The following is a 26,488-nucleotide window of genomic DNA, read 5'->3' as shown; positions in this document are numbered from 1 at the left end:
GGGAAGTGACAGGATGTTAGGAAAACAAGGATTCAACGAATGGGCAGCGGGATACGACGACACGGTGCGCGAAAGCGAGCGCCAAGAAACGTATCCGTTTGCGGGGTACAGCGATGTACTGACAGAAATTTTTGAGGCAATTGACGAGAAACAACAGGCGTCGATTTTGGATATCGGCTTTGGGACCGGGGCATTGGCGTCTGCTTTATACGCCAAAGGGCATCGTATTTTCGGAATTGATTTTTCTTCTGAAATGATTGAGCGTGCCGAGAAGAAAATGCCGGAAGCGCAGCTAGTGGAATGGGACATGGCCGACGGTTTGCCGCCTGCTTTTAATGGGCTGTTTTTTGATTGCATCGTCAGTACATACGCGCTTCATCACTTGGAAGACGCTGATAAATGGAGTTTCCTCAAGCAATTGTTGAAAAGGCTGGCGCCAGGAGGCACATTATTGATCGGCGATATCGCTTTTCGAACGATGGAAGACCGTCAAGCTTGCCGGAATGAATACGAAAACGTCTGGGACGGTGACGAAGCTTATGTCGTTTTTGACGAGCTCAAAGCGGCTTTGTCCAATATCGCAATATGTGAATTCAAAGCGCATTCCCATTGCGGCGCGGTCATCCAATTGCGACCGGAATGCCCGTTTTGCCATCCGATGTACGATACGGAACAGCGCATCGTTTTTGAAACTGCCAATTGCTGGTTTTTACAGCACGAGAAAGCGCAAGGCGTGCTCGAAGGATCGGGTGTCATTGTCCCGAAACAGCATCGCTCTTCGCCGTTCGAACTGGCGCCGCAAGAATGGCAGGAGACGCAGGAACTGCTTGGGCTGGTGAAACCTTTTCTCGAGAAGATAGCGCCGGATGGCTATACGCTCGGCTGGAATGTCGGCGAAGCGTCGAATCAAACGATCGGCCATAGCCATCTCCATGTCATCCCGCGTTTCAATGACGAACCGTATGCCGGAAAAGGCTTGCGCCACTGGTTAAAAAAACCAGAGAATCGGCGTCCTGGCCAAGGCGGCGATGAACGGTGAAATTTAAAGAACAGGCGATGACAGAAGAAGGCGCAAGGGACATCCTCGCCTGGCGCTATCCGTATCCTTATGAATTTTATAACGGGGAAGCTACGGCTGAAAGTTTGCAGGAGTTGATGAACGGTAGCTACCGTGTGGTGACGGAGCGCGGGGAGTTATTCGGTTTTTATTGCACGGGCAAGGGGGCGCAAGTGCCGGTGGGCCATGAATCAAACGCTTATCCAGACGGCCCCGTCGATATCGGGCTCGGCATGAAACCGGAAAAAAACCGGAGCGGGGCGAGGAGCTGCGTTTGTGGATTTTCTGCTCAGTGAAATCAACAAGAGCCATCCCGAACAAGCACTGCGCCTCACCGTCGCTCAGTTCAATGCACGCGCGATCCGTTTGTATGAAAGGGCAGGATTTGTGAAGAGCGGAGAGTTTAAAAATGACTATGCCGCGTTTCAAGTGATGCTCAAGGATGAGTGACTTTCAGCCGGCGTAAGCATCTGCTATAGTAAAAACAGGGCGGTATCTGTCCGGAACTGCACCTGTACAAAAGCTTAACAACCCAATAGATCTGCCTTGATCTGAAAATGACAGGGACGGAGAAACCGACGCAATCAAATTCTGTCCGTCCGCTCTGTTGCGGCGGGCTTTTTTCAAAGGTTTCCTTCCCGGAAGGAGAGAACAATGGAAAATACAGCTTCATTGATGAAGATGAAACAGCAGGGCAACAAGATCGCGATGCTGACGGCCTACGATTACCCGTCTGCCAAAATCGCGGAAGCAGCGGGGATGAATGTGCTGCTGGTCGGCGATTCGCTCGGCATGGTCGTACTCGGCTATGATTCGACCGTCAAAGTGACCATCGAGGACATGATCCATCACGGGAAAGCGGCAAGAAGAGGGGCACAAGATACGTTCCTCGTCGTCGATATGCCGTTCGGTTCGTTCCACAGCAGCTGGGACCGCACACTGGAAAACGCCATGCGCATCTTCCAGCAAACAAGCGCACAAGCCTTGAAACTCGAAGGCGCAGGAGAAGTACTCGATGTGACACGCAAGCTCGTCGGGGCCGGCATTCCAATCGTCGCCCATCTCGGCTTGTTGCCGCAGTCAGCGGCTGTGCTCGGCGGCTATAAAGTGCAAGGCAAAACCGCCAGCGCCGCCAAGCAATTGATCGAAGACGCCAAAGCGTGCGAAGCGGCAGGAGCCTGCATGCTCGTACTCGAATGCATTCCGCATCAATTGGCCGCACAAGTCACGAAAGAACTGACGATCCCGGTTATCGGCATCGGCGCCGGCAGCGAAACCGACGGGCAAGTGCTTGTCTACCACGACACGGTGAAATACGGCTCGCACCATTTGCCGAAATTCGTCCAGTCCTACGCAGAAGCAGGCGAGACGATGCAACAAGGGCTCGCCCAGTACGTCGATGAAGTGAAGAGCGGGGAGTTCCCGAAAGAACAGCATCGCTTCACGATGAAAGAAGAAGAACTCGAGCAGCTGTACGGGTCGAAATAATTAAATACACGCAAAAACAGAGAATCCTTTGTTTATGGGATTCTCTGTTTTTTTGATGGCTGCAGTTATTTGATTTCGCTCATGACCGGCTTGAAAGCCCGCACTTCATGGTCAGAAACCGTTAAGAATAGATACTTGTGACGATGATAAATAGCCCTCGTCTTATAGGAATACTCAGCAGGATATTCCGTAATATCTGCAGACCCCTCAAATTTCCACAGCCATATTTTATTGTTTTCGATAAAAACCGCGTATTCATACGTTAAAGCAAAAGCGATCAGATGCATCGGTAAAATCGGAAGTTCCATTGCCTTTTGCTGTTGCAGCTCGCCGTTCAAGAAAATCAATTCATTGTTTTGCCAACTGATGCAAGCGAATGGTTTGTGTCGAACAATTAATGGATCGTATAGCAAGTTGTTTTCGATCGCCCTTTTAATAAAGGATTCAGGTTCTCGCAAGGGAGCAAAATAATTCAGCATATTCTTTCCCAAGTCTTCCCCAAACGCCCCCTCATCGCCATAACTGCATAGAACCCCGCCTTTATAAGGAAATAATTCATATACGTCATGACCGGTATCATGTTCCGAAACAAAATCTCCTGTGAGTGTATAAAATGACAATTTTGCTTCTAAACGATCCAACAGGCAAAAATGGCTGGCGGTAAACCGGATATTATACTGGTGGGGAGATGCCAATAGAATGATTTTGCCATCCAATTGAACAATGGATTCACCTTTGCCTTTCAACAATACGATAATGGAATTTCTCTTGCAGTCCGCATCGAGAATCTTTTTCTCGCTTTTAAAAAGGACTTCTTCTTGAATAAACATGAGCATAACCCTCACTTCTGTTTAATTACTGGAGTGGCTGTAAATGGGTGAGAGAGAAGGGAGCTTGCGACTACGGTTCCTGAAAACCGAATACCGCAACCAAAAGCAAGACTGCATACAGCACAAAAAGAAATGCATGTCCGCTGGTGAGCAGCATTCGGTAAACAGTCCGGACCCCAAATCAAGCCGCCACAAATCCGATAACGGCCAGCACGAGCGGCGAGTAGAAACCGAGCGCAAATAGTCCTTCGAATAACAGCATCCCTAAACGACTGGCAGAATAAGCGAAAGGGATGAGCAGCGCGAGAAATAACAAGTACGAAAAGATGGACAGCAATTGCTGTTTCATTGAAGCCCTCCTAATTTACGGTTCGGATATGCCGTGCCCCAGCAACAGCAGGAAGATAAAGCTGGAAAGTGCTGCAAAAAAGATGCTGTTTGCAATGACGCTGAAAACCATAACCGGCTTGTTTTTGGTGCGTATCCCTAAAACCATGGCCAGTATGAATCCAAAGTCGATGAAGCCATATAAGAAGAAATAAACCCAGAAATTTATATTGGGAAGTACCCAACCAGTCACTAGCACTACAATAGCTGCAAGGACCAATAACAAAGTCAGTACAATCGGTTTTGCTTCAGTAAAAGTTCCTTGCGTCTTCGTCTCCAAAATAGCACCTCTCATTTATCAGGATAAACAGCTCAATAAGCAATATATGCCCCCACCGCCAAGACTGTCATAAGCGCCAATGCTCGGATCCAGATCAACTTATTGCTGATGCCTGCTTTCCTTTCTAAGTAATAGATATAGTGCACCAAGATGATCAATCCAGCACACGGCAGAAGAAACTCAGCGGGATTCATGCCCATATTGCCGATCACCAATTCAAAGATGCCAAAAGTCAGGAGCAACATTCCTACAGCGCCGATACTTAAAGAAAAGTATGGATTGTGTATCTTCTTCTCGTTCCTTTCTGAATTGGAATCCTTTGCTTCACCTCTTTATTGAAATTTGTTTAAATCAGCTGCTTAAGCCGAAAAGGCTCCTAAAACAAACGGTGAAATCATCAGCAAAACAGAAGCGGATACCAATAAAATCGTAGTAGGCCGCCGAAGTTTGTTGCGTCCAGTACCTTGATACCAGCCAGAAAATTGCAGCTTGTTGCGATACAGCACAAAAATCAGCAATAGCACCGCTACGCCGCCGAGCCAACGATACGGCTCGGTGTCAGGGCTGCCTGAGTAAAAACCTGTCAAAATCAATCCGCCGCCCATTCCCAGGATCGCTAAAATGGCAAACACGCGAATCAGTTCGAGAAGTGTCTTCATGTGGCTATCTCCTTTCCGTATGGGGGTGTGTTCGATTGCTTAAAAGCTGGTGGCAACGACCAAAAGAGAAACCAACCAAACAAATCCTTGGAGCGAGCCTTCCCATCTTTTTTTCTCGCCGAAGCTTTCGATGCTCTGCAATAAAGACATCAATGCTAAAAAAGCGAAGATGAAATTAGGGAAGGGCTTAAATTCATTCCCGGTCAATAAGAGGGCTAGTAAAAGCACTGCTGCAATCGCCATTCCCATATTGATTTTCCTCCACAATGAACCGACTCCTTAAATGATAGTGGATCTTATGCAATGAGTAATATATAGAAAGAAATCTGTTTATTTCCTTCAGTCTAACATACAAAAGGAAGAATTTAACTCCTTGGCAGAATTCAGGAGATACAAAAAAGGCAGTACCCGAGAATTTCGGGTACTGCCTTTTATTTATAATGGATGTTGATCAACCACCAACGTAGCTGACTGGGTCCACTGCGTTCGAGCGGGCACCGTTCCAGCTGCCGATATGGATTTCAAAGTGCAAGTGCGGGCCAGTTGAACGTCCAGTGTTGCCCATGCCGCCAATATTCTGTCCTTGAGAGACAGCTTGGCCCACAGAAACATTGATGGAATTCAAGTGTGCATACGCCGTTGCATAATTTTGTCCGTTGATGACGTGGGTAATGATGATGACATTGCCGTAACCGCCCATTGAACCAGCGTGCGATACATAACCGCTTGCTGCTGCATGGATTGGCGTTCCTGGGCTATTGGCGATGTCCATGCCAAGGTGAGACTCGGCTCCAGCTCCGATGTCACGGCCGCCGAAACCTGAAGTGTAGCGTCCAGCTGCCGGGCGGATAAACCCAGCGCTTGATTTAGGCGCTGCCGCTTGTGTGACAGTGGCTGAAGAAGCGTTAGATTGTGCGGCTTTTTTCGCTGCCGCTTTACGGGCTGCGGCTTCTTTCGCTTTACGTTCTTCTTCCGCTTTACGTGCGATTTCCGCTAAACGTTTTTGTTCTTTGCCAATTTTCTTTTCGAGTGAAGAACTGATGTTCATGGCTTTTGCATGGTCTTCTTCAAGTTTTGATTTCTCTTTTGCCAGGCGTTTCTGTTCTGCTTTCAAATCATCTTGCAAATCGTCTTGCTTTTTCTTTTGTGCGTCCAATGAATCTTTCAAGTCCACAAGTTCTGCTTTTTGGCTCTCTTGTTTCGCAAGTTTTTCTTCAACTTCCGCTTTTTGTTCAGCCAAAAGCTCTTTATCTGCTGCTTGTTCGCGCATGATTTCACGATCTGCTTCGATTAAGGTATTAACAGCAGAAGCGCGGTCGATAAAGTCGACAAAGCTGTTCGCCCCAAGCAACACATCGATATAGTCAACGGAACCGCCGCTCAATTGGATAGCGCGTGCCCGTTCTTTCAATAGTTCTTCGCGTTCTGCGATTTTGCGTTCCAGTTCTTCAATCGATTCTTTCAATTCCTCGATTTCGACTTTCGTTTGATCGATCTGTGCTTGAACGGCGTCGATTTTGCCTTGTGTTTCCTCGATCTCGCCGTTCAATTCCTGAATTTTGTTCATGATTTTTTCGAGCTCTGTCTGATTTTCGACAATTGCATTGTTTTTTGACTGGATTTCGGAATTCAAGTTGTTCTTTTCTTGCTCGACCTGTTGCTTTTCTTTTTCGAGGTCGGACAATTTATCAGCACTTGCTGTCGGCAAGAAAATTGATAACGCCAGAACAGCGGATAATGCCGCGACGAACCATTTGGACCATGTGTTCAATGTGTTGTGCTCCTTTCGTATTCCCTTAATTATTCTTTTTCTCTATATAAGAATTCTTTTCTGAAGTATTAAATGATGGCTAAGGCCATGAAAAAAAGCCGTCAAAAATTCCGGCAGATCCATTGTACCACCGCATAAACCTGTTTATTATTACAGTTTCTTATCAAATCTAGGTATATTCTGTCATAAGCGACATATAAGCGGAGAAAATGTAATTTTTCATAAGAAGAAAGTAATGTTTTTGCGGAATAATTCATGTTTTCTATTATTTCAGACAAGAATATGTCTACAAAAGGCTGTTGTTTTCCTATCGCTAAAAAATTGGGTGTGCAATTTCGGCAACAAGAGAAGTTGGAAAAATGGGAAGGAGGGGATGGCAATATACGAAGGGGAGATGGATCGGTGAAATCACTAATATAAATACCGTTAAAATAATCAGTCGTAAGCGAGTTGCCGCCGGATATGTGCTCTACGTCATGGGATAGGCTGGCATTCCAGCAGTCCCGCGAAACGGAATGAGACGAAGAAAAGCCTTTCCCGCTTTGACCGGGAAAGGCTTTTCTTATTTTGGATCTTGTTATTCGTCTGTGTCGATGTCTTCCTGGTTTCTACGGACTACAAGTACGTCGCATTTGGCTGTACGCACGATGCGTTCGGAGACGCTTCCCATGATTAAGCGTTCTGCAGTATTCAAACCAGTAGCGCCGCAAACGATGACGTCCACTTTTAGTTCGTTCGCCAGTTTCTTCGGAATGACGGTTTTCGGCGAACCGTACTCAATCATCGTATGGACATTTGTAGCGCCGTGTGAAGTTGCTTCTTGCTTGTAGCGGGCAAGCAATTCTTCCCCACTTTTAAGCGTGCGGTCTGCAATCGTACGGTCGTATGCTTCAATGGAGCCGAATGAGCGATTATCGATGACATGCACGAGGTAGAGGTCAGCATGATTTCGCGAAGCTGCTGCAGCGGCTTTCTTGAATGCCCATTCCGCTTCTTTCGAACCATCCACTGCCACCATAATTCGAGAATATTTCAAAGTCATTGTTCATTCCTCCTTCTATACTGCTACCTTTCGATACATCATTGGAGACTTCCTTCTTTTTTCAGAAAATTTCATCGAAGCTCTTGCGTAATTGTGAAGACGCATCCAAATTTTACGGAAGATATGATACGCTTGAAAAAAAGCAGGAGCACCAGAAAGGAGCAAGAACCCTTTGGAATCAGAAATCGGCACCTTGACGCCAGAGCTTGAGAAGCTATTGACAATCAGCCACCAAGTCAAAGAATATCAAAAAGGCGATTATCTTTTCCGGGAAGGGGAGGCGGTGAAAGGCCTTTACATTCTCCGTTCCGGAAAAGTGCAGATCGGAAAAGTAACACCGGACGGCCGTGAGCTGGCATTGAAGATTTGCGGCACCGGGCAAATGGTCGGCGAAATTACGGTGTTCGCACAAGGCGCCACGTATTTGCTGGAGGCCCGGGCGCTGACCCAAACTAGTTGTTTGAAAATTCCCGTCGAAGAGTTGGAACAATCACTCGAAAAAGACCCTTCGCTTGCGATGGCGTTTATGAAATGGATGGGTATCGACCAGCAGAAAACGCAAACCCGTTTCCGAGACTTGATGCTCCATGGCAAAAAAGGGGCTTTGTATTCTACTTTGATCCGCCTTGGCAATAGCTACGGTGTAGAAGCTGAAGGTGGTTTACTGATTGATATTTTGCTGACGAACCAGGAGCTGGCGAATTTTTGCGGCATGAGCCGGGAAATGGTCAACCGGATGCTCAGCGACTTGCGTAAACAAGGAACCGTCGGCATGAAGGACGGCAAAATCGTACTATACAATATCCCCAAACTAAAATTCGACATCAATTGCGAAGAATGCCCAATCTACCTCTGCAAAATCGACTAGTTGTAAAGACTGCCGTAACGTTAGGATTTTTGTGTGCTCTGGTAATATCAGCTTTTACTCCTTAAGAGTGGGAAGATGCAACTGAAACAAAAAGAGCCATGAAAGGAAAAGCTTCCGCTTTTCGACTGCGTTTCAGGGGCACGCTTGCCGAGGGGCGGGTGTTGAGCCAATGAGCTGCAAAGATCGCAGCTCATTTGTCTCGCCAGCCCGCGCAGTCCCTCAGGCGTCGGCCCCTTCCACTCCGTCTCTAGTCTTAGAGTGGAAAGTCGTTTCTTCAGCTTGTTTAAAATGAAATGTGTAAATTCATATCATTCCATAGCTTGCTTCAAACAGGTAGAAGAATGAAGGGTCACATGTCTATATCTACCAAACAAACCCATAAACTTAACTTACTCAATCAGCGGCTTTTCAGATGCGCCATCTCAGGAAGCGATTCCCCCACTAGCCGGCCACTGAATAAAGAAGCAGATCTCATTAAACACACCCGACACAATGAAACCTCTCAGCCGCCGAGCGTAAAAGGGTGAGCCGATGCCGTAAGACAGGCGCTCTTTCTGGCTTATTGCCAAAGGCCAACCCAAAGCCCGGCGGCGACTAACATGAAGCACCAATAGAACACGACAACAACACCACTCGCAGACCCTAACTATCTTCAATCACCCTGATCCGGGAAGCGATTCCCCCGCTAGCCGGTAACACGTAAAGAAGCAAATCAGATTAAACACATCCGACTCAATGAAATCTCTCAGCTGCCGGCGCCTAGGGTGAGCCGACGCAGTAAGACAGGTGTTTTTCTTGGCTTATTGCCAAAGGCTAACCCAAAGCAAGGCAGCGAATATTACCAAGAAGAAAAATAGAACAGCGAAACAACGCCACACGCTATCTCTAGCTATCTCCATTTTTCATTCCAACAAATAGTAACCACCCAAAAGCCTGCCCATCCGCAGGCTTTCTTTTTTTGGCGAAAATATGGACAGCTGAAAATAAATGCGGCCAGGTGTGATTTATGTCACAGCTAAACCGAAACTTAAGTCCTATGCTAAAGGAAACAGTAAACAAGTGATGAGGTGAAAGCAATGGATAAGAAGCAATCGAATCATGAAGTGAATTTGAAAGGGACACTCGTCAGTGTATTCTTCGTCGGCATCGTCATCGTTGCCATGTGGGTTGCCGTGTATTTGATGTACGTAGCGAGATAAAAAAAGGAGAGATCCATCATGCATTTCCACAAATACGAGAAGATTTGGCTCAGTTTCGGCATCGTCTCGCTCATCGTCTTCTTGAGCGTCGTCGGCGTCAGCGCGTTTTCACAAAACCACACGCCGTCCGGGGGGATGGACACCATCGACCCGGAGAAGGTGAACGAAACCGCCCCATTCGATAACCCGGGCGTCACGCAATTGGACGAAGACACGTACCAAGTGGCGATTGTCGCACTGGCTTTTGGCTACAACGCACCGGACTTGCGGGTGCCGGCCGGCAAAGAAATCATTTTCAAAGTCACCAGCACAGACGTGGTACATAGCTTTACGATCGATGATACGAAAGTCAATATGATGGTCGTTCCCGGACGGATCACGACCAAATCCTACACATTTGAAGAACCGGGCAAGTATTTGATTCTATGCAACGAATACTGTGGAACCGGGCATCATATGATGTCTACGGAAATTGAGGTGTACTGACATGATTGCCCAACCAGAACGCAAAATCGCTTTATGGCATCTAGGTGTCGCTTATACTGCATTTTTGATCGGCACGCTCATGGGCGTCTTGCAGGTCTTTATCCGCAACGACGCACTCCAGCTCCCAGCTTGGCTCGATTATTACCAAATTCTGACCGCGCACGGCGTATTGCTTGCCCTTATTTATACGACTTTTTTCATTTTCGCCTTCTTTATCACCGGCATGAGCAAAAGCCTTGGCAGTTTCGGCCCGAAAGTCCGTTTGTTTTCATGGATCGGTCTGTGGGTGACGCTACTCGGTACGGTCATGGCTACAGTGATGATCATTGCTGGGGAAGCTTCGGTGCTTTATACCTTTTATGCCCCGCTGAAAGCAAATGGCTTTTATTACGTCGGCTTGGCTTTGGTCATTATCGGCACGTGGGTTTCGAGTTTCGCGTTGGTCGGCCATTACATCGTATGGCGCCGCAAAAATAAAGGGCAGTTGAGTCCTTTGTTCGCCTTCATGACCATTACGACCATCGTGTTATGGATCATCGCCTGTCTCGGCGTGGTCGCAACAGTGTTGTTTCAATACATTCCGTGGGCATTCGGCTGGACAGATACGATCAATGTGGAACTGAGCCGCTCCTTGTTCTGGTATTTCGGCCACCCGCTCGTGTATTTTTGGCTGCTGCCGGCGTATATTGCTTGGTACACAATCGTTCCGAAATTGCTCGGCGTGAAAGTGTTCAGTGATTCCTTGGCGCGTCTCGCGTTTGTCTTGTTTATCCTGTTCTCAATCCCGGTCGGCTTCCACCACCAATTGACCGAGCCGGGCATTTCGAACTTCTGGAAGTTCCTGCAAGTGGTCTTGACGTTTATGGTCATCGTGCCGTCACTCATGACGGCGTTCTCGATGTTTGCGACCTTTGAAATTTCAGGGCGCAAAAAAGGCGGCACGGGCCTCTTTGGCTGGTTTAAGAAACTGCCGTGGCGAGATGTCCGTTTCACGTCGATTTTCATCGCCATGGCGTTCTTCATTCCCGGCGGCGCTGGCGGAATCATCAATGCCAGTTTCCAATTGAATGAAGTCGTCCACAATACCTTATGGATTGTCGGGCATTTCCATATTACCGTCGGGACGCCTGTTGCGATGACGTTTATGGGATTGACCTTTTGGCTCATCCCGTACTTAACGGGGCGCCGTTTCACGAAGCGCATGCAGCGTCTCGGCTTTGTCCAGATTATCACTTGGTCGATCGGCATGCTGCTCATGTCGACTGCTCAGCACGTATTAGGCTTGATGGGGGCTCCGCGCCGCACAGCTTACAGTGGCTATAACGATCATCCGTCGGCGATGGAATGGTTTGACGGCATCATCTCTAACCATGTGACGATGGCGATCGGCGGGACGATTTTATTCCTGTCTGCCATGATTTTGATGTATATCGTCATCATGACGATGTTCGTTTTGCCAAAAGCGGAAACGCCTGAACAGATGGTGGAATTTCCGCTGGCCGAAAGCGATATGTCGAATACGCCGAAATGGCTGGAGAACTGGTGGATTTGGATCAGTATCGCCGCCGCGTTGATCATCATTGCATACGCGATTCCACTGACCCACATGATCCAACACGCACCACCTGGCTCGAAAGGATTTATTACATGGTAGGAGTTGAGGACAATGTTCACGATGGTAATCGCATTAATGGTCATTTTCATCGTTTTCACCGCGATGCTCGTTGAGTTGTCGGTGACGGACGAAGACTAAAGAAGAGCTGTTCCGGCAACGTGCCGGGGCAGCTTTTTGTGTCTCGCTCCAGCCGGACGCTTTCCGCGGGCACGGCCTCAGCCGCTTCGTCGCTTGCGCTAAAAACCTCCTGCTCAACTCTCACAAAGTTCGAGCTTCGCAAACGAATGACTTCGCTCATTCGCTTGCAGGGTCTTCGGCTCGTGTCGTTCCTTCGCTTTGCTCCGTCACTACTTCCGCAGGAGTCACCGGCTTCCGCTCACTGGAATCTTTTAACTATGCGCAACCAGTTGGAAATTGTATTTGAGCGGCATTTTCTATAGTATTTTAGGAAGAAGAAAGAGGTGGATGTGATGGGGTGGATGGACTGGGTTTTCACCGCCGTGAGCGTTATTTGGCTGGTCGAATTCATCGTATTTAAAAACCGTGAGACCGGGCAAGGCGACCCGGTCGAAAAAAGAACGTTCTTTGGGATTCTGTTGTCGCTGATCGCCACCATCGCGGTTGGTTTTGGGCTCCAGGAACTGGCGGGAACAGAAATTGCCTCGGTGCTCAGGCCGATTGGGCTCATGCTGCTTATCATCGGTGTCTTTTTGCGATTTTGGGGAATTATCCATTTGAAATCGCAGTTTACTCGCCATGTGACGGTGCGTGAAGGCGATATGATCGTCAGTAGCGGCCCTTACCGCAAGCTGCGCCATCCGCTTTATACCGGCTTGTTTTTGATCGGCATCGGCATGGCGCTGTTCTTTACGAGCCCCATTGCGGCGATTGCCGGCGGCTTGTTGCTCGCTTTTGCACTCAATAAACGCATGCAGCACGAAGAAGCCTTGCTCGTTGAAAAGTTCGGACCCGAATACAAGGAATGGATGAAGCACCGCGCGCGCTTGATTCCTTATATTTATTGAAGCTCAGCTATCGCGAATAAAGAAGTGGAAAGCCCGGATTTTGCATCCGGGATTTTTCAGTTTGTCGAGAAAGGTAAGAAATCGTATTTTCCAAAGCTTATCGCTCGCTTTCCGTGGGCTCGCGCCCAAGCCTCCTCAGTCGCTTTGCGCCTTGCGGGGTCTCGGTCGTCTCGCTGATCCACTGGAAAGATAAGGTCGACCTACGGGAGACATTATCTTTGCGAAAGTAATGCGCAGCATTATTGAGCAGAAGGGGTTACGAGCGAACGCTTCTCCAAATACTTAGAAAGATCATTGATTTTTGAATGTAGAAAAAAATCCATTCTACTTCGTAATGGATTAATAGCCTTCTTCAACACACTGGGAAATCCCGAATCTTGCATCCGGGATTTTTCTTTTGGCAAAAATCAAAGCGTTTCATTTTACATCGTGTACGATTTAAATTAATGTAGATCGTGTAAGATATAATTCTTGGAGGGATATAAAAATGAAACCAATATTTGAAACGACAATGATCAACAGCGGCGGACGTGAAGGCACGGTTTACTCACCGGATAATATTTTCAACCTCGATGTGGCAAAACCAGTCGCGCTCGGCGGCCAGCCAAACACGGCGACAAACCCTGAGCAATTGTTTGCGGCAGGCTATAGCTCTTGCTTCAACAGTGCATTGGACTTCGTGCTGGAACGTGATAAAGTGAAAGTAACGAACAGCGAAGTCACAGCGACGGTTTCCTTGCTAGGCGATAAAACGGACGGCGGCGTGAAACTTGCAGTACGCCTTGAAGTGGATATCGACGGCCTGGAAGATGGCAAGAAACAGGAATATGTCGACAAAGCCCACGCGTATTGCCCATATTCCAAAGCGATCAAAGATTCAGTGGATGTGGAGATTGTCGTTCGATAAGCAGAAAAACAGGTGATGACATGGACAAACCAACCAAACTGGAACAGCAATTATGCTTTGAAGTGTATAAAGCTTCGAGCAATTTCTCGAAACTTTATGCCAAGACCTTAGAACCGTTCGGCCTGACCTTTACGCAGTACTTGGTGTTGCTCGTGCTGTGGGAGGAAGACGGCTTGACGATGAAAGAGATCGGCGGGCAACTCGGCCTCGGTACCGGTACGCTCAACCCAATCATCAATCGGATGATTCAAAATGGCCGCATCGTGAAAGAACAATCGGCTGAAGACCGCCGTGCTTTCCGGATCTCCTTGACCGAACAATCGCGTGTAGATGAAAAACCGATCGGCGAAGCCATTCATGATAAGATCACCAGCTGCAATTACCTCGATGTCAACGCCATCGAACTGATGAAGAATTTGAAAGATTTAAATGCATTTTTCGGGGAAATGGATTTGTGAAAATCAAGGGAACGGAGTGGTGAATGATGGGAATCTATGATATTAAAGTCACCGATGCAAGTGGAGAAGAGTACAAGCTCGAACGCTACAAAGGGCAGCCGATGGTCATCGTCAACACGGCAACCAAATGCGGCCTGCGCGGCCAGTTTGACGGCCTCGAAAAGATTTACCAGCGCTACAAAGATGAAGGCCTTGTCGTACTTGGCTTTCCGTCCGATCAATTCGGCCAGGAACTCGGCGAAGCGGCAGATGCCGAATCGTCGTGCCGCATGACGTACGGCGTCACGTTCCCGATGCATGACATTATCAAAGTGAACGGAAAAGAAGCACATCCGTTGTTCGATCATTTGACATCGAACACGAAAGGCTTCCTGTCGAGCGGCATCAAATGGAATTTCACAAAGTTCCTTGTCGACCCGAACGGAAAAGTCGTGGCGAGGTTCGCGCCGAAAGATACGCCCGATTCGATGCACAAAGACATCCAGAAAGTGCTCGAGGCCTAAACACGAACTGTTCACGAAAGCGGCGGGATGTGGTAAGCTGAACGTCACGATGAGTGAACGGGAGTGAAAGAAATGGGCAAAGCGAAAGCGAAATCAAAAAGCGGCGTAGGCCAAGGAACCGGCAAAAAAGGCTGGAACCGTTGGGAAAAAGGCAAAAACAAAGCCAAGAGCTTCAAGCCGTATACAAGCAAAGACAATAAAGAAGCCACGAACCAAAAAGGTAAACAGCCACAAGCTGAATCTGAATGGATCGATGGATAATCAAAGCCGCGCAGGCAATTGCGCGGCCTTTTTATTTCCCGGGAAATAGAAATGGTGGTGGAAAGCGGCGAGGATTTTGGTGCGGGCTGCCCAAAGCAAGGTATTGAAAACCAACATGAAGCACAAACGAGCTCCCGAACTAAACACTATCTATCTTACCGATTCACGCCTTAGGAAGCGATTTCCCCACTAGCCGGCAACTAACTAAAGAAGCAGAACTATTTAAACACACGTGGATCAATGAAATCTCTAAGCCGCCGAGCGCAAAAGGGTGAGCCGACGCAATAAGACAGACGTTCTTCCTGGCTTATTGCGAAAGGCCAACCCAAAGCCCGGCCGCGGCTACCAACAAGATGAACAAGCCAATCACCGAAACTGTTCTACAAGAAAGCTCACGCTGTCTCCACTGAACCCTGTCCCGGGAAGCGATTCCCCCAATAGCCGGCAACTATCTAAAGGAGCAGATCTTTTTAAACATACCCGAATCAATGAAATCTCTAAGCCGCCGAGCGCAAAAGGGTGAGCCGAAGCAATAAGACAGACGTTCTTCCTGGCTTATTGCGAAAGGCCAACCCAAAGCAGGCGGGCGACTACCAAGATGACGCACAATCACAACACCATATGCATTCTACAAGCAAACTCTCGCTGTCTTCACAGAATCAGAAAGTGCGAACCACCTCGTATCAAAAAATAACTACAAATTGAAAGGTTTGTACGAAAAATATAACAGCAACTAGAACCTTTTTCACTTTCTACAGGAAGTACAAGAAAATCCTTGCGGCGAAATTCGAACTGGTCTATAGTGAAACTACAAGATTTGGTGATGGTGTAAAAAACCAACACCATATATAGTGATACCGCAACAAAGGTGCCCACTACGGGCTGAATAGGGAATCCGGTAAAATCCCGGAGCTGTTCCCGCAACTGTAAGCGCAGACGAACCATGAAATCCCACTGTCCAATGGACGGGAAGGGCATGGGGAGAGTGACGCGCGAGCCAGGAGACCTGCCTTTGTTGTCGTTTTGCACTTCTCCGGGAATTGGGAAGGATGACAAAGGTTTGGTTTGTGCGGCCCAAGTGTGCCCACTTCATTAACTTGCGTTTATGCCCCCATTCTCTCCGGAGAGTGGGGGCTTTTGTGTTGTCAAAAGGAGGAAATCAATATGCATAGAGAACAACTTCCGGCAGGTGTATCCAGGACCATCCAGTCCCGGCTCGTGTTGCCGCCGGATACCAACCATATGGGCACGATTTTCGGAGGCACCGTCCTCGCGTATATCGATGAAATCGCGGCTATCGCGGCAATGAAACATAGCCGGCGCGCAGTCGTCACCGCATCAATCGACAACGTCAATTTCCTATCATCGGCAAAAGTCGGCGATATCTTGATCTTGGAAGGCGTCGTCATTTCGACAGGACGGACTTCGATGGAAGTATACGTCAAAGCAGAATGCCAGCACATCGAAAGCGGCACGCGCAGTTTAACAACCACATCGATTTTAACAATGGTCGCAGTGGACGCAGAAGGCCGTCCGACGCCGGTCGCGAGCGTAATGCCGGAAACAGAAAATGAAAAACGATTATTTGAGAACGCACAGGAACGAAAAGAACGCCGAATGATCGCAAACGAATACGCAAAGGAGCTGTGTTGAAATGACTTTAGGGGCAGTAGAACGCGATAGAAAAATTCAAGATGCACTAGACCGGGTGTCGATGGACGAACCTCATTGGACGTTCGAGGCGGCAGGATTATATTTGGAGAAATTATACGAGCAAGCGGCACAAACGCGCGGCTACAGCGCAGCGAACAAATACGATGATTTTTACGGATTGATTTACGGGCTTAGCCGAGTTGGCATTTATTCAAAGGATTTGCTGGCAGCCTATTCGGAGGATGAAATCCGCCTATTGGGACGAGAAATTGCACCAGAGCGCGATGAATTGTTCAATTACATAGGATTGTTCTTATTGGCGGATCGTTATTTGGCAAAAGACTATGACGGGCATGTGTGGGAATTGCCGCAAGAGCGCTTTTTAATTATCGCGATGACCTTGATGCAGAAAGAACCGAAAGTGCGACGCCTGGAACTCGTTAAGGAAGCGTATTGGGCGATGAGCAATTTATATATGACAGTGGCAACACCGACTTTATCGAATGCTGGGAAAAGCTTCGGGCAAATGTCTTCATGCTTTATTGACACCGTAGCGGATTCACTTGACGGCATCTACCAAAACAATTGGGACGTCGCGCGCCTCAGCAAAGACGGCGGCGGCTTAGGTGTTTACTACGGAAAAGTGCGCGCACTTGGTTCCGACATCCGTAAATTTAAAGGCAATTCATCGGGTGTGATTCCGTGGATTCGCCTGCTCAATGACACAGCCGTCAGCGTCGACCAGCTCGGCCAGCGCCAAGGCGCAGTGGCGGTCTATTTGGATGTGTTCCATAAAGACATCATGAACGGTTTCCTGGATTTGAAAACGAATAACGGCGATGAGCGCCGCAAAGCACACGATATTTTCACCGGCGTATCGATTCCGGATTTGTTTATGCAAAAATTGCAGGAAACAGATGAAAATGGGCGCAGTGTCGGCGAATGGCATACATTCTGCCCTCATGAAGTCAAGCAAGTGATGGGCTGGAAAGACGATCAGGGCAATTTGCTCGGCTTGGAAGATTTTTACGACGAGATCGACCGCAAATATTTCACCGAAAAATACGAAGAAGCGGTCAATCATCCGTTGTTGGCAAGAAAGTCGTTCCGGGCGATGGACGTTATGGCGCGCATCATGGTCTCACAGCTCGAGACCGGCACACCATATATGTTCTACCGCGACGAAGTGAACCGCGGGAACCCGAACAAGCACTTGCGTGGCATCGGCAAAACATCGATTTACTGCAGCAATCTATGCAGTGAAATCGCACAAAACATGTCGCCGACTGAAATCATCAAAGAATACAAAGACGAAGAAGGCAATCTTGTTACTGTGAAAAAACCGGGCGATTTCGTCGTCTGCAATTTGTCTTCGATCAATTTGCCAAGAGCGGTGCAGGCGGACGTCTTGTCCCGCCTCATCCCGATTCAATTGCGCATGCTTGATAATGTTATCGATTTGAATACCATTTCTGTCGGCCAGGCAGAAGTGACGAATGAGAAATACCGCGCCATTGAGTATCCAGTGGCTTAAGGGGGTAACCCTTTAAGAAAACCCTGTTAAACGGGGAAACTCTCAAAACGAGACAATCCCGTGCTAAATTATCTCAACTTAATCTAAAAGAAAGGAGGAAAAGTAATGAAAGGGATTTATTCAATTTTTAATAACATAACCGGAAAATATTATATTGGTGAAACTGTAAACTTAAACAAACGAAAAATTTGTCATTTTTCTGACTTGAGAAATAATAGACATAGAAATGATCACCTTCAAAAAAGTTTCAACAAGTATGGAGAAGAGGCTTTTACTTTTACAGTGATAGAAGAAAATAAAAACTTTACTCAAGAGGAACTTTACGTTCTAGAAGCATATTATGTAACAAAATATAATAGTTTTGTTCAAGGATATAATTTAACTTTGGGTGGAACTGGAACAAAAGGACGCATCTATTCTGAGATAGAACGGAAAATCCGATCCGAAAAGATGAAAGGAAATGGCAACCCCTTTTATGGAAAACATCATTCTGAAGATGTTAAAAAAATACTTTCAGAAAAAGCATCTTTAAAAACTGGAGAAAAGAATCCGTTCTATGGAAAAAGCCATGTAAGTGATTGGAAAGAAATAAGAAGACAGTTGTACCAAGAGAAAGCCATGAGTGGATGGATTTCAAGTAATAAAGGAGTTGCTAAACCCAAGTTAGCTGTAGAACGCATGAAAAAGAATATGCCTCACAGAACAGAAATCATAGTCGATGGAATCTGCTACTTGAGTATATCTGAATGTGCACTATTAATCGGAGTTAAGCGGACGACTGTACGAGCTAGACTTAAAAATGATAATTTCCCTAATTACTTATATAAAAAAGTTGAGATATAAAAGCCTAACGACTATCGAAACCACTCTTTAGAAGAGGTAAGGGAGTAGAGTACACTATAAGTTTATGATAGTGGAAACGCAGGGGTTCCTGAAAAAGGAACGTGATATAGTCTAATCTGCATGGTGACATGCAGCAGTTCATAAGAGAACGGGTAAAGGCTTACGACCTTTATTGAATATAAATGAGGATTAGGAACATTTGGTTGGCACCATTTGCTGGCGCTTCGCGGCATCCATTGGGAAACCCAAGAAGCAGTTGACTATGCCGACACACTTTACGAAGAAATCGCCTGGCACGCTATTCGCGCATCCGCAGGGCTGGCGGAGGAAAAAGGTGTCTTCAGTGAATTCACAGGTTCTGAATGGCATACGGGCGAGTATTTCGAACGCCGCAGTTATACCGGAGAGCGTTGGGATGCACTACGCCGTAAAGTCGCAACATCCGGCGTCCGCAATGGCTGGATGATGGCCGTCGCGCCGAACTCGTCGACCGCGAAAATCGGCGGCTCGACAGACGGCATCGATCCTTTGTATGCCGTCGAATACGCAGAAGAGAAAAAGAACTTCCGTTTTAACGTGACGGCACCGGACCTCAACCACCGGACATATGATTATTACCGCCGCGCGCGCCACGTATTGGACCAAAAATGGAGCATCCGCCAAAATGCGGCGAGACAGCGCCATATCGACCAGTCGATCAGCTTTAATTTGTATGTGCCGCACACGATCCGCGCCAAGGAGTTATTGGAATTGCACCTCGAAGCGTGGAAATGTGGCTTAAAGACGAGCTATTATGTGCGCAGCACGTCGCAAGAAGAAATCGAAGCATGCGAGGCATGTGAAAGCTAAGGAAAGGATGAGGAGTATGGAAACTTTAACGAAACAGCCATTGATGGACCCAGAGGCACCGAATCGCTCGACCGCCATTGTTGGCGGGGCGAGCTCCGGTTTGCTCAATTGGAACGATATTGCCCATCCGCATATGTATGACTTGTATCAAGCGCTACTCGCGAACTTCTGGAAAGCGCAGGAAATCAATATGCAGGATGACATCAAAAACTGGGATTCGCTAACAGATACTGAGAAAGACGTCTTTTTGCGCATCAACACGCAGCTGGCGTCACTCGACAGCCTGCAGACGCCGACGATGACTCAAGTTATGGATTATGTCAGCGATTCCAGCTTCAAATCGATTTTTGCTGTCATTGCGCAACAGGAAGCGGTCCACACCGAATCGTATTCCTACGTTCTCAGCTCGCTCGTGCCGCTCGATGAACAAAATCGCCGTTTTGATGAAGCGAAGAACGACCCGCTCGTCAGAAAGCGCAACGCACGCATCTTGTCTGCGTACGAAGCGTTCCGCACCGAGCCTAATTTAGAGAACTTATTGAAGCTTGCGGTCAATTCGATCAATTTGGAAGGCATTTATTTCTATGCGGGTTTTGCGTTTTTCTACCATCTCGCGCGCCAACAGAAAATGCTCAAGACTAGCACGATGATCAGCTATATCCAGCGCGACGAAATGCAGCACGCTTATTTCGTTTCCCAATTTATCCGCATCTTGATTGCGGAAAACCCAGAGCTCGCGACAGATGACATGAACAATTGGATTCGAGAGGAAGTGGCGCATGCCGTCGAACTTGAAAAAGAATGGGCCCAGCATATCCTCGGGGAGATTGAGGGGCTTGATCTTGATGAGTTCAACGAATACGTTGAGTATTTGGCAAACAAGCGGCTGCGCCAAATCGGCCTCGGCAACCTCTATGAAACGCGCGACAACCCGATGCCGTGGATCCGCGTCTTCGGCGACGACATGATGAACAGCACGAAGTCGGATTTCTTCGAACAGAAATCACGCGCCTATACGAAAGTATCGGAGTCGAACGGCTTTGACGAATTATAAACCGAACGTCGCAATTGTCTATGCTTCTGCGACGGGGCACACGGAAAGCCTCTCCCAAATGGTAGCGGATGCCCTGGTCCGGCAAGGGATTCAACCGGATGTTTTTCCTGTGAAAGAATGCGGCCTTGCAAAACTATCTCGTTACGATATAGTTTTGGTCGGCACTTACACGTGGATGAACGGAGAAATCCCGAAGCAGCTGCACGGCCTGTTCGAAGCGATGGAACAACAGGACAAGATGCTCATTACAGGTGTATTCGGGACAGGGGACCGCTGCTTTGCGACGTATTGCGGCGCGGTAGATCTGTTCCGGGATATGCTTCATGCGAAAAGCATTTTAGCCGCGACGCTCAAAGTCGAACAAATGCCATCCACGTATGACCGCCCGCGCTGTGACGCATTTGCGAAAAGCGTGCTGATGAAATACAGCAAGCGACCAGGCCTTCTGTCAGCGGCTAACACTTGAAATCTGTTTTAGTTTCTCCTTCCGGCAAGCGGGTATAGAGCTAGTAAGGAACTGAAACAGAGGAGGAGTGTCAATGGCACAGCAGAAATGGCTGAAAGTCGGTGCAGCGGCAATGTTATCTGCGGGAATGCTTGTTGGATGCGGCGGCGGGGAAGATGAGCCGGAGATGGAGCAGGAAATGGATGTCATGCCAGGTGAGGATCAAGGCGATTCGGAAGATAATGAAAATGATGAGGAAAATGAAGAAGAGGATTAATTTTGTATAAGATTTTCTAGGCTAATAGTTTTACTTTTTGAGTGGTTTATCTTATATTATTCTCGAACGGGAAACCATAGTATTTCCGGTTAGGAATCAGCACTTGCAAGTGAAAACAAAAGCAATTTGGTAAAATGGAACAGACTATAGCGCTGGAACCAACGCCGAAAAAAGCCCTTTCCTGGGTTTTTTTCGGCGTTTTCTTTTCGGCGCAATTTGCTTTAAGAAAGGGGAACGATATGAAAATCGAACATACCATCATGGACCTGGCACAACAGGTCGGTAACTTGCTTGAGGCAGAAACCGATACCACGGACATGGAATGCCTAATCAAAAAAAATCGGACGATAACCATTCAATTGCATGATAAAACTTTTGATTGCACACTCGAACACGATATATCGTTTCGAAACCTGAAATCCGATGGCTCTGCCGTGAATGAAGCAAACATTTATCTGCTACCCGAGGAAGTACCTTTATTTAAGAAAGTGTTGCAGCAATACCCGATTGCCTTACCAACAGAATTTGAGCAAAGCATCGACTCAAACCCAAATATTGTGTGTCTGCGCTTGACTGCAGAGGAACCGCCGGAGAATTTCGCCGCACGCCTCGCTGCTGCCTTGCGTCAGATCGATTAAATAGCTAAAACCCGGACGCTTGGCGATCCGGGTTTTAGCAGTCATCCTTTATTTGGAAAACGAAAGGTAAAGTGTTATCGTAGCCATTATGAGACTTTCGAGTTCAGATGGAGGCAGAGACATGCGTGAATATATACTATAGTTCATAGGATTTCTAGTGCTTGCGGCGTTCAATAGTTGGATGGATCACATGGAGCAAGGGGTATGGCATTTGAAGGAGAATATCCTTAAAGCTTTGTTCATCACCCTATTTATACGCGGCGGATTTTGGTTTGAGAAGAGGGTGAAAAGAAAAGAAGCGCAAGAACAGAAAGATGCCAAACAACAATAATCTCCTTGGTGGAGATGGTTTGAATTGCTCGCCTTACTTTCTAAACTCCAATAGCTTTATCAAATGGTCAAGTCGCAGTGCAATATAAACCAATGACATGGCGGCGATTCCTTGCCAAATGCTGCCGTAGAACAGTCCAAGAAGGGCTCCAACTGCTATATAAACGAGTAAATTCTTTTCCATCACGCTATCTCCCTTCATTACAAGCTAATCATAGTATAACTTAGACAAAGTTTGAAAATACATATAAGGAAATATTTTCTAATACGTACTGTAGATATAACAACTTTGTCTTGGGATCAAACCTCGCCATTACATAAACTATGCTTAATCCATATCCTCCCTTTATAATGTAAATACGCAACATTTCATTTGAAGAGGAGTTTTTCCTGTGATTGCCATAATCGATCATTATGATTCATTTACATATAATCTCGTACATTACTTTGAGCGGCTCGGCGCGCGTGTGGAGGTCTTTCAGAATGACCAGACCGTGCTGCAAGACATCGAGACCTTATCTCCGGAACTGATTGTGCTGTCGCCAGGGCCGGGCAAGCCTTTGCCACCAGGTGTTGGGACGAAAGCGCTCGAACAGCTCAGCGGAACTGTGCCGTTACTCGGTGTGTGCCTGGGCCACCAGAGCATCGTCGAGTTTTACGGCGGCAAAGTCCATAAAGGCGCAAAACCCGTGCACGGCAAAGTGTCACAAGTGGCACACGGTGGGCAAGGGGTTTTTGCAGGGCTCGCTTCACCGACGCCGGTCGTACGCTATCATTCTCTCGTGGCAGACAGCGCCACACTGCCAAACGTTCTTGAAGTGACGGCAAGGGCAGAAGATGGCAGCATCATGGGCGTGCGCCATAAAGAATTGCCGGTTGAAGGCATCCAGTTCCATCCTGAATCGATTTTGACGAAAGATGGTTTTCAGATGCTTGCGACCGCTTATCAGAACGCACAATTATGGAATCGTGAAAAGAAAGGAGGCGCACATGATGGCCCCTTATCTGCAGTTTGATTTTGTGAAAGACGACGGAATGCCGGAAACGGTCGCTTTTTCCGAACCCTACGCGGTGCTTGAAGCGAAGTCGCTTGAGGATGTAGCAATCGTTTTTGAACAAGTTGACCGTTACACGTCGCGAGGCTATTATGCGGCGGGCTATGTTTCCTACGAAGCGGCGCCTGCTTTCCATACGGAAATGGCTGTGCATGAAGGTGCTGAAATGCCGCTCGTATGGTTTGGTATCTACAGCGACAAACAAGCGCCAAAACCAGCGCAAGCTGCCCATTATGAAGTATCCGACTGGATGCTTGAAGGTTCGATTCCTGAATACAAAGAAGGCATCCATAGAATCCGCCAAGCAATTGAAGAAGGCAATACCTATCAAGTGAATTACACGGAACGTCTCACCGCGGGATTCAAAGGTGATGCGAAAGCATTTTACCGGCAGCTTGCGCGCAATCAGCAAGCCGATTACAGCGCTTACTTAGATATAGGGCGCCATCAGATCCTGTCGGCTTCGCCAGAACTGTTCTTTCGCATCGACGGTTCACGCATCCGCACAAAGCCGATGAAAGGTACAGCCCCGCGCGGCAGGACGAATTGGGAAGATGAGTCCATATTAGATGTGCTGCTTGAATCGGAAAAAGAACGTGCCGAGAACTTAATGATTGTTGATCTATTGCGAAACGATATGAGTCGCCTGGCTAAGCCGGGAACCGTAAAAGTGCCGAAATTGTTTGAGGCGGAGAAATATCCGACCGTTCATCAGCTCACGTCAACAGTGGAAGGTGAATTGCTCGACGGGCTCAGCATATTCGATTGGTTCCAAGCATTGTTTCCGTGCGGCTCGATCACCGGCGCGCCAAAAGTCAGCACGATGCGCTATATCGCCGGGCTCGAACAGACGCCGCGGGAAGTTTACTGCGGCGCAATCGGTTATATCACGCCTGAAAAAAACGCCGTCTTCAATGTACCGATCCGCACCGTTGTCATCGATCAGGACAAATCGGCTGCGCGCTACGGTGTGGGCGGCGGCATCACCTGGGATTCGACTTCCGAAGGCGAGTACGAGGAGCTATTGACGAAAGCCCGCGTGCTGACCGACCAGCGCCCGGAATTCGCCTTGCTCGAATCGCTTAAGCTGGAAGACGGAAACTATCCGCTGGTCGCGCTTCACCTCGCGCGGCTAAAAAAAAGCGCGGCATATTTCCGTTTTGCATTGGATGAAGAGACTTTGGCGAAACAATTGGAATTGCTTGCTTCAAAGCATGCGACAGGCCTTTTCAAAGTGCGCCTGACGCTTGAGCGCAATGGCAAGTTGGAGCTGATCGCACAACCGGCAGTCCCGATCGAGCAGCCGATCCGCTGCGCACTCGCCAAAGTGCCGGTCGACAGCCGAAATGCGTTTTTCTACCACAAAACGACTAACCGCGGCATCTATGAACAGCATCAACAGCACGCACCTGACGCTTTTTCCGTGTTGTTATGGAATGACCGTGAAGAATTGACTGAGTTCACCATCGGCAACCTGGTCGCAGAAAAGGATGGCCGTTACTACACGCCGCCCGTCTCAAGCGGCCTGCTTGCCGGCACCTACCGCGAGCAGCTGATTGAAGAAGGGCGTATCGAATCAAAAGTGCTGAAAAAAGATGAACTCAACACATTCGACGCCATCTGGTTCATCAACAGCGTCCGCGGGTGGATGAAAGTGGAACTCGATGACATCAATAGCTGAAGTCAGACTGCTGGGAAGACCCAATGTGAAATTTTTTTAATAGGATATGTATACATCAAAAACCCCAAGCGACGCTCAGAATCTGCGTAGTTTGGGGTTTCTTATGCTCGCGCACGCTTGTTGGCAACTAGTTTTACGATAGTCAATACCATCCCTATCACGAAATGGATCACGCCATTGGCCAGTACGACGAGGCCTATGAACATCGCCATTATGGCACCTCCTTGGCCGGTAGCTCCAATATCAACCAGGATGAAACGGGCAGCATAGCCAAGGCCAATGCTGAAAACAGCCAATAATATGCCCGCAGCCCAGAGCGGAAATCTTCCGCTTCTATGCCATTTTATAATAAATATATTTGCCGGGATCAACCATGCTGCAAGAAATAAATACATCAATACATCCATACAATCCCCCCGTCTATTCTTACTATTCAATGTACGCTAAAAAGGAAGGTTTTTCAAAAATGCTAAGGCAACTCTTTGTTTAGCGGATCATCAAAAAAGCCGGCCCCCTATGACGGAAGAGCCGGCTTTTAATATTTACTTATACATTGACGACGGGTTGGGATTTCAATACTTCTTCGGACTCGGCAATCGCTTCTTGACGGAACGTATCGAGCATATCACACGGGCGCCCGATAAAATCCATTTTGCCGTCTTTCAATTTCACAATGCGGTCGGCGAGGATATGTGCGTCTTTTTCATCGTGAGTGACGAAGATGGATGTAATGTTCGCCTTCTTCAGGATTTCCCGAAGGTCTTTGCGAATTTTTCCTTGAAGCTCGGCATCCAAATTACTGAACGGTTCATCCAACAGGATCAGATGAGGGTTCGGCGCAATCGCGCGGGCAATTGCCACACGCTGCTGCTGGCCGCCGCTCAATTGATGAGGATAGCGCTTTTCGTAATCCTGTAGTTCGACCAACTCCAGCATTTCATGCATGCGTCTTTTCTTGTCGGCTTTTTTCATACCGGACAAGCCGAACATGATATTCGCGGCGACGGTCATATGCGGGAACAAGGCGTAGTCTTGAAAGACCATGCCGATGCCGCGTTTTTCAGGCTGCAGAAATGTCTTGTCGTCGAACAAGGTTTCATCTTGGATGACGAGGCGACCATTTTTTGGCCGCTCAAGCCCTGCCAGCAAACGTAAAATCGTGCTTTTTCCGCTACCGCTACGGCCAAGGATCGAGATGACCTCACCCTTTTTAATATCCAGCGTGAACCGGTCCAGTGCAGGGGCCTGTGTATTCGGATAGGAAAAACTCACATCTTCAATGGCGACAAACAT

General features: G+C 47.8%; 32 protein-coding genes, 3 pseudogenes and 1 riboswitch. Of the genes and pseudogenes, 24 read left to right on the top strand and 11 right to left on the bottom strand.

The genetic code is table 11. The features are described from left to right. Positions 1-13: 13 nt before the first annotated feature. The 5 genes and pseudogenes from KTG14_RS00565 to panB all read left to right on the top strand — a co-directional run. Positions 14-511, top strand: a pseudogene (locus tag KTG14_RS00565) (class I SAM-dependent methyltransferase); the annotation flags it as partial. Positions 512-658: 147 nt separating this feature from the next. Beyond that, entirely contained in the window at positions 659-1,039 is a 381-nt protein-coding gene (locus tag KTG14_RS00560; protein ID WP_216969079.1) for an HIT family protein, read from the top strand. Continuing rightward, a complete protein-coding gene (locus KTG14_RS17785) occupies positions 1,036-1,353 on the top strand; it encodes a hypothetical protein (protein WP_254177909.1) in 318 nt (105 codons plus the stop codon). The genes KTG14_RS00560 and KTG14_RS17785 overlap by 4 nt, the downstream gene beginning before the upstream one ends. Then, a complete protein-coding gene (locus KTG14_RS17780; RefSeq protein WP_254177908.1) occupies positions 1,334-1,507 on the top strand; it encodes a GNAT family N-acetyltransferase in 174 nt (57 codons plus the stop codon). The genes KTG14_RS17785 and KTG14_RS17780 overlap by 20 nt, the downstream gene beginning before the upstream one ends. Positions 1,508-1,711: 204 nt before the next feature. After that, entirely contained in the window at positions 1,712-2,545 is an 834-nt protein-coding gene (panB, locus tag KTG14_RS00550) for a 3-methyl-2-oxobutanoate hydroxymethyltransferase (protein WP_216968404.1), read from the top strand. Positions 2,546-2,610: 65 nt separating this feature from the next. Here panB and KTG14_RS00545 read toward each other — a convergent pair whose 3' ends face one another. The 8 genes from KTG14_RS00545 to KTG14_RS00510 form a co-directional block, all read right to left on the bottom strand. Continuing rightward, positions 2,611-3,375: a hypothetical protein gene (locus KTG14_RS00545; RefSeq protein ID WP_216968402.1), complete on the bottom strand. Its 765-nt coding sequence runs from the start codon at positions 3,373-3,375 to the stop codon at positions 2,611-2,613. Positions 3,376-3,556: 181 nt separating this feature from the next. Beyond that, entirely contained in the window at positions 3,557-3,724 is a 168-nt protein-coding gene (locus KTG14_RS00540) for a hypothetical protein (protein ID WP_216968400.1), read from the bottom strand. Between the two features lie 15 nt (positions 3,725-3,739). Beyond that, entirely contained in the window at positions 3,740-4,042 is a 303-nt protein-coding gene (locus KTG14_RS00535; protein WP_254177907.1) for a hypothetical protein, read from the bottom strand. A gap of 32 nt (positions 4,043-4,074) precedes the next feature. Then, positions 4,075-4,287 carry a hypothetical protein gene (locus KTG14_RS00530; RefSeq protein ID WP_216968396.1) on the bottom strand — a complete coding sequence of 71 codons (213 nt, stop codon included), beginning with the start codon at positions 4,285-4,287 and terminating at the stop codon, positions 4,075-4,077. 114 nt (positions 4,288-4,401) lie between these two features. Continuing rightward, on the bottom strand, positions 4,402-4,701 hold the full coding sequence (locus KTG14_RS00525) for a hypothetical protein (RefSeq protein ID WP_216968394.1): 300 nt from the start codon (positions 4,699-4,701) through the stop codon (positions 4,402-4,404). Between the two features lie 39 nt (positions 4,702-4,740). Continuing rightward, positions 4,741-4,950, bottom strand: a complete 210-nt coding sequence (locus KTG14_RS00520) for a hypothetical protein (protein WP_216968393.1) — start codon at positions 4,948-4,950, stop codon at positions 4,741-4,743. A 202-nt stretch (positions 4,951-5,152) separates the two neighbouring features. Beyond that, on the bottom strand, positions 5,153-6,472 hold the full coding sequence (locus KTG14_RS00515; RefSeq protein WP_216968392.1) for a murein hydrolase activator EnvC family protein: 1,320 nt from the start codon (positions 6,470-6,472) through the stop codon (positions 5,153-5,155). 577 nt (positions 6,473-7,049) lie between these two features. Then, on the bottom strand, positions 7,050-7,514 hold the full coding sequence (locus KTG14_RS00510) for a universal stress protein (RefSeq protein ID WP_216968390.1): 465 nt from the start codon (positions 7,512-7,514) through the stop codon (positions 7,050-7,052). A gap of 172 nt (positions 7,515-7,686) precedes the next feature. On the opposite strand from KTG14_RS00510, the gene KTG14_RS00505 reads away from it, so the two are divergent. The 17 genes and pseudogenes from KTG14_RS00505 (at position 7,687) to KTG14_RS00425 (ending at position 22,129) form a co-directional block, all read left to right on the top strand. After that, positions 7,687-8,382 carry a Crp/Fnr family transcriptional regulator gene (locus KTG14_RS00505; protein WP_254177906.1) on the top strand — a complete coding sequence of 232 codons (696 nt, stop codon included), beginning with the start codon at positions 7,687-7,689 and terminating at the stop codon, positions 8,380-8,382. Positions 8,383-9,458: 1,076 nt separating this feature from the next. Next, positions 9,459-9,581 carry a cytochrome C oxidase subunit II gene (locus tag KTG14_RS00500; RefSeq protein WP_216968388.1) on the top strand — a complete coding sequence of 41 codons (123 nt, stop codon included), beginning with the start codon at positions 9,459-9,461 and terminating at the stop codon, positions 9,579-9,581. Positions 9,582-9,599: 18 nt separating this feature from the next. Next, positions 9,600-10,067 carry a cytochrome c oxidase subunit II gene (locus KTG14_RS00495; protein WP_216968386.1) on the top strand — a complete coding sequence of 156 codons (468 nt, stop codon included), beginning with the start codon at positions 9,600-9,602 and terminating at the stop codon, positions 10,065-10,067. Between the two features lies 1 nt (position 10,068). Continuing rightward, on the top strand, positions 10,069-11,721 hold the full coding sequence (locus KTG14_RS00490; RefSeq protein WP_216968384.1) for a b(o/a)3-type cytochrome-c oxidase subunit 1: 1,653 nt from the start codon (positions 10,069-10,071) through the stop codon (positions 11,719-11,721). 431 nt (positions 11,722-12,152) lie between these two features. Continuing rightward, positions 12,153-12,707, top strand: coding sequence for a methyltransferase family protein (locus tag KTG14_RS00485; protein ID WP_216968382.1), 555 nt, complete (start codon positions 12,153-12,155; stop codon positions 12,705-12,707). A 487-nt stretch (positions 12,708-13,194) separates the two neighbouring features. Continuing rightward, the gene (locus KTG14_RS00480) at positions 13,195-13,614 is read left to right on the top strand and encodes an organic hydroperoxide resistance protein (RefSeq protein ID WP_058382397.1); all 420 of its coding nucleotides are present in this window, start codon (positions 13,195-13,197) and stop codon (positions 13,612-13,614) included. A 20-nt stretch (positions 13,615-13,634) separates the two neighbouring features. Continuing rightward, positions 13,635-14,072 carry a MarR family winged helix-turn-helix transcriptional regulator gene (locus KTG14_RS00475; RefSeq protein WP_216968380.1) on the top strand — a complete coding sequence of 146 codons (438 nt, stop codon included), beginning with the start codon at positions 13,635-13,637 and terminating at the stop codon, positions 14,070-14,072. A 26-nt stretch (positions 14,073-14,098) separates the two neighbouring features. Beyond that, positions 14,099-14,575, top strand: coding sequence for a glutathione peroxidase (locus tag KTG14_RS00470; protein ID WP_216969075.1), 477 nt, complete (start codon positions 14,099-14,101; stop codon positions 14,573-14,575). A 72-nt stretch (positions 14,576-14,647) separates the two neighbouring features. Next, positions 14,648-14,836, top strand: coding sequence for a DUF3934 domain-containing protein (locus KTG14_RS00465; protein WP_216968378.1), 189 nt, complete (start codon positions 14,648-14,650; stop codon positions 14,834-14,836). 849 nt (positions 14,837-15,685) lie between these two features. Then, a riboswitch (cobalamin riboswitch) is annotated at positions 15,686-15,864 on the top strand. Positions 15,865-16,000: 136 nt separating this feature from the next. Beyond that, entirely contained in the window at positions 16,001-16,489 is a 489-nt protein-coding gene (locus tag KTG14_RS00460) for an acyl-CoA thioesterase (protein WP_216968376.1), read from the top strand. Position 16,490: 1 nt separating this feature from the next. Next, positions 16,491-18,005: pseudogene (locus KTG14_RS00455) on the top strand (ribonucleotide reductase N-terminal alpha domain-containing protein); the annotation flags it as partial. A 123-nt stretch (positions 18,006-18,128) separates the two neighbouring features. After that, positions 18,129-18,866 carry an NUMOD3 domain-containing DNA-binding protein gene (locus KTG14_RS00450; protein ID WP_216968374.1) on the top strand — a complete coding sequence of 246 codons (738 nt, stop codon included), beginning with the start codon at positions 18,129-18,131 and terminating at the stop codon, positions 18,864-18,866. 186 nt (positions 18,867-19,052) lie between these two features. After that, positions 19,053-19,715 (top strand): annotated as a pseudogene (locus tag KTG14_RS00445) (ribonucleoside-diphosphate reductase subunit alpha); the annotation flags it as partial. A 7-nt stretch (positions 19,716-19,722) separates the two neighbouring features. Then, on the top strand, positions 19,723-20,769 hold the full coding sequence (locus KTG14_RS00440) for a ribonucleotide-diphosphate reductase subunit beta (RefSeq protein WP_216968371.1): 1,047 nt from the start codon (positions 19,723-19,725) through the stop codon (positions 20,767-20,769). Next, on the top strand, positions 20,756-21,235 hold the full coding sequence (locus KTG14_RS00435) for a flavodoxin domain-containing protein (RefSeq protein WP_254177905.1): 480 nt from the start codon (positions 20,756-20,758) through the stop codon (positions 21,233-21,235). Before KTG14_RS00440 ends, KTG14_RS00435 begins: the two co-directional genes overlap by 14 nt. 73 nt (positions 21,236-21,308) lie before the next feature. Then, positions 21,309-21,491, top strand: coding sequence for a hypothetical protein (locus tag KTG14_RS00430; RefSeq protein WP_216968369.1), 183 nt, complete (start codon positions 21,309-21,311; stop codon positions 21,489-21,491). A 239-nt stretch (positions 21,492-21,730) separates the two neighbouring features. Next, entirely contained in the window at positions 21,731-22,129 is a 399-nt protein-coding gene (locus KTG14_RS00425) for a DUF1259 domain-containing protein (protein WP_216968367.1), read from the top strand. A 364-nt stretch (positions 22,130-22,493) separates the two neighbouring features. Here KTG14_RS00425 and KTG14_RS00420 read toward each other — a convergent pair whose 3' ends face one another. After that, positions 22,494-22,643 (bottom strand): hypothetical protein, encoded by a 150-nt coding sequence (locus KTG14_RS00420; protein ID WP_216968365.1) that lies wholly within the window; start codon positions 22,641-22,643, stop codon positions 22,494-22,496. A 208-nt stretch (positions 22,644-22,851) separates the two neighbouring features. Between KTG14_RS00420 and KTG14_RS00415 the strand changes: the two genes are divergently transcribed. Next, positions 22,852-23,475: an anthranilate synthase component II gene (locus KTG14_RS00415; protein WP_216968363.1), complete on the top strand. Its 624-nt coding sequence runs from the start codon at positions 22,852-22,854 to the stop codon at positions 23,473-23,475. Continuing rightward, positions 23,450-25,195 (top strand): aminodeoxychorismate synthase component I, encoded by a 1,746-nt coding sequence (gene pabB, locus KTG14_RS00410; protein ID WP_216968361.1) that lies wholly within the window; start codon positions 23,450-23,452, stop codon positions 25,193-25,195. The genes KTG14_RS00415 and pabB overlap by 26 nt, the downstream gene beginning before the upstream one ends. Positions 25,196-25,296: 101 nt before the next feature. Here the strand turns inward: pabB and KTG14_RS00405 are convergent, their stop codons facing one another. Further along, positions 25,297-25,602 carry an inner-membrane translocator gene (locus KTG14_RS00405; RefSeq protein ID WP_216968359.1) on the bottom strand — a complete coding sequence of 102 codons (306 nt, stop codon included), beginning with the start codon at positions 25,600-25,602 and terminating at the stop codon, positions 25,297-25,299. 139 nt (positions 25,603-25,741) lie between these two features. Further along, positions 25,742-26,488, bottom strand: coding sequence for an ABC transporter ATP-binding protein (locus KTG14_RS00400; RefSeq protein WP_216968357.1), 747 nt, complete (start codon positions 26,486-26,488; stop codon positions 25,742-25,744).

The organism is Planococcus sp. CP5-4_YE (assembly GCF_019042655.1).
Lineage (GTDB): Bacteria > Bacillota > Bacilli > Bacillales_A > Planococcaceae > Planococcus.
The sequence above is the reverse complement of the archived record's forward strand: the minus strand, read 5'-3'. Positions and strand labels throughout refer to the sequence as shown.

Excerpts from the sequence above, each read along its gene's own strand:
- KTG14_RS00560 (WP_216969079.1), top strand. The coding sequence starts at position 659 with ATGTACGATACGGAACAGCGCATCGTTTTTGAAACTGCCAATTGCTGG.
- panB (WP_216968404.1), top strand. The coding sequence starts at position 1,712 with ATGGAAAATACAGCTTCATTGATGAAGATGAAACAGCAGGGCAACAAG.
- KTG14_RS00545 (WP_216968402.1), bottom strand. The coding sequence starts at position 3,375 with ATGTTTATTCAAGAAGAAGTCCTTTTTAAAAGCGAGAAAAAGATTCTC.
- KTG14_RS00540 (WP_216968400.1), bottom strand. The coding sequence starts at position 3,724 with ATGAAACAGCAATTGCTGTCCATCTTTTCGTACTTGTTATTTCTCGCG.
- KTG14_RS00530 (WP_216968396.1), bottom strand. The coding sequence starts at position 4,287 with ATGTTGCTCCTGACTTTTGGCATCTTTGAATTGGTGATCGGCAATATG.
- KTG14_RS00525 (WP_216968394.1), bottom strand. The coding sequence starts at position 4,701 with ATGAAGACACTTCTCGAACTGATTCGCGTGTTTGCCATTTTAGCGATC.
- KTG14_RS00520 (WP_216968393.1), bottom strand. The coding sequence starts at position 4,950 with ATGGGAATGGCGATTGCAGCAGTGCTTTTACTAGCCCTCTTATTGACC.
- KTG14_RS00510 (WP_216968390.1), bottom strand. The coding sequence starts at position 7,514 with ATGACTTTGAAATATTCTCGAATTATGGTGGCAGTGGATGGTTCGAAA.
- KTG14_RS00500 (WP_216968388.1), top strand. The coding sequence starts at position 9,459 with ATGGATAAGAAGCAATCGAATCATGAAGTGAATTTGAAAGGGACACTC.
- KTG14_RS00495 (WP_216968386.1), top strand. The coding sequence starts at position 9,600 with ATGCATTTCCACAAATACGAGAAGATTTGGCTCAGTTTCGGCATCGTC.
- KTG14_RS00490 (WP_216968384.1), top strand. The coding sequence starts at position 10,069 with ATGATTGCCCAACCAGAACGCAAAATCGCTTTATGGCATCTAGGTGTC.
- KTG14_RS00485 (WP_216968382.1), top strand. The coding sequence starts at position 12,153 with ATGGGGTGGATGGACTGGGTTTTCACCGCCGTGAGCGTTATTTGGCTG.
- KTG14_RS00480 (WP_058382397.1), top strand. The coding sequence starts at position 13,195 with ATGAAACCAATATTTGAAACGACAATGATCAACAGCGGCGGACGTGAA.
- KTG14_RS00475 (WP_216968380.1), top strand. The coding sequence starts at position 13,635 with ATGGACAAACCAACCAAACTGGAACAGCAATTATGCTTTGAAGTGTAT.
- KTG14_RS00470 (WP_216969075.1), top strand. The coding sequence starts at position 14,099 with ATGGGAATCTATGATATTAAAGTCACCGATGCAAGTGGAGAAGAGTAC.
- KTG14_RS00465 (WP_216968378.1), top strand. The coding sequence starts at position 14,648 with ATGGGCAAAGCGAAAGCGAAATCAAAAAGCGGCGTAGGCCAAGGAACC.
- KTG14_RS00460 (WP_216968376.1), top strand. The coding sequence starts at position 16,001 with ATGCATAGAGAACAACTTCCGGCAGGTGTATCCAGGACCATCCAGTCC.
- KTG14_RS00450 (WP_216968374.1), top strand. The coding sequence starts at position 18,129 with ATGAAAGGGATTTATTCAATTTTTAATAACATAACCGGAAAATATTAT.
- KTG14_RS00440 (WP_216968371.1), top strand. The coding sequence starts at position 19,723 with ATGAGGAGTATGGAAACTTTAACGAAACAGCCATTGATGGACCCAGAG.
- KTG14_RS00430 (WP_216968369.1), top strand. The coding sequence starts at position 21,309 with ATGGCACAGCAGAAATGGCTGAAAGTCGGTGCAGCGGCAATGTTATCT.
- KTG14_RS00425 (WP_216968367.1), top strand. The coding sequence starts at position 21,731 with ATGAAAATCGAACATACCATCATGGACCTGGCACAACAGGTCGGTAAC.
- KTG14_RS00420 (WP_216968365.1), bottom strand. The coding sequence starts at position 22,643 with ATGGAAAAGAATTTACTCGTTTATATAGCAGTTGGAGCCCTTCTTGGA.
- pabB (WP_216968361.1), top strand. The coding sequence starts at position 23,450 with ATGATGGCCCCTTATCTGCAGTTTGATTTTGTGAAAGACGACGGAATG.
- KTG14_RS00405 (WP_216968359.1), bottom strand. The coding sequence starts at position 25,602 with ATGGATGTATTGATGTATTTATTTCTTGCAGCATGGTTGATCCCGGCA.
- KTG14_RS00400 (WP_216968357.1), bottom strand. The coding sequence starts at position 26,488 with ATGTTTGTCGCCATTGAAGATGTGAGTTTTTCCTATCCGAATACACAG.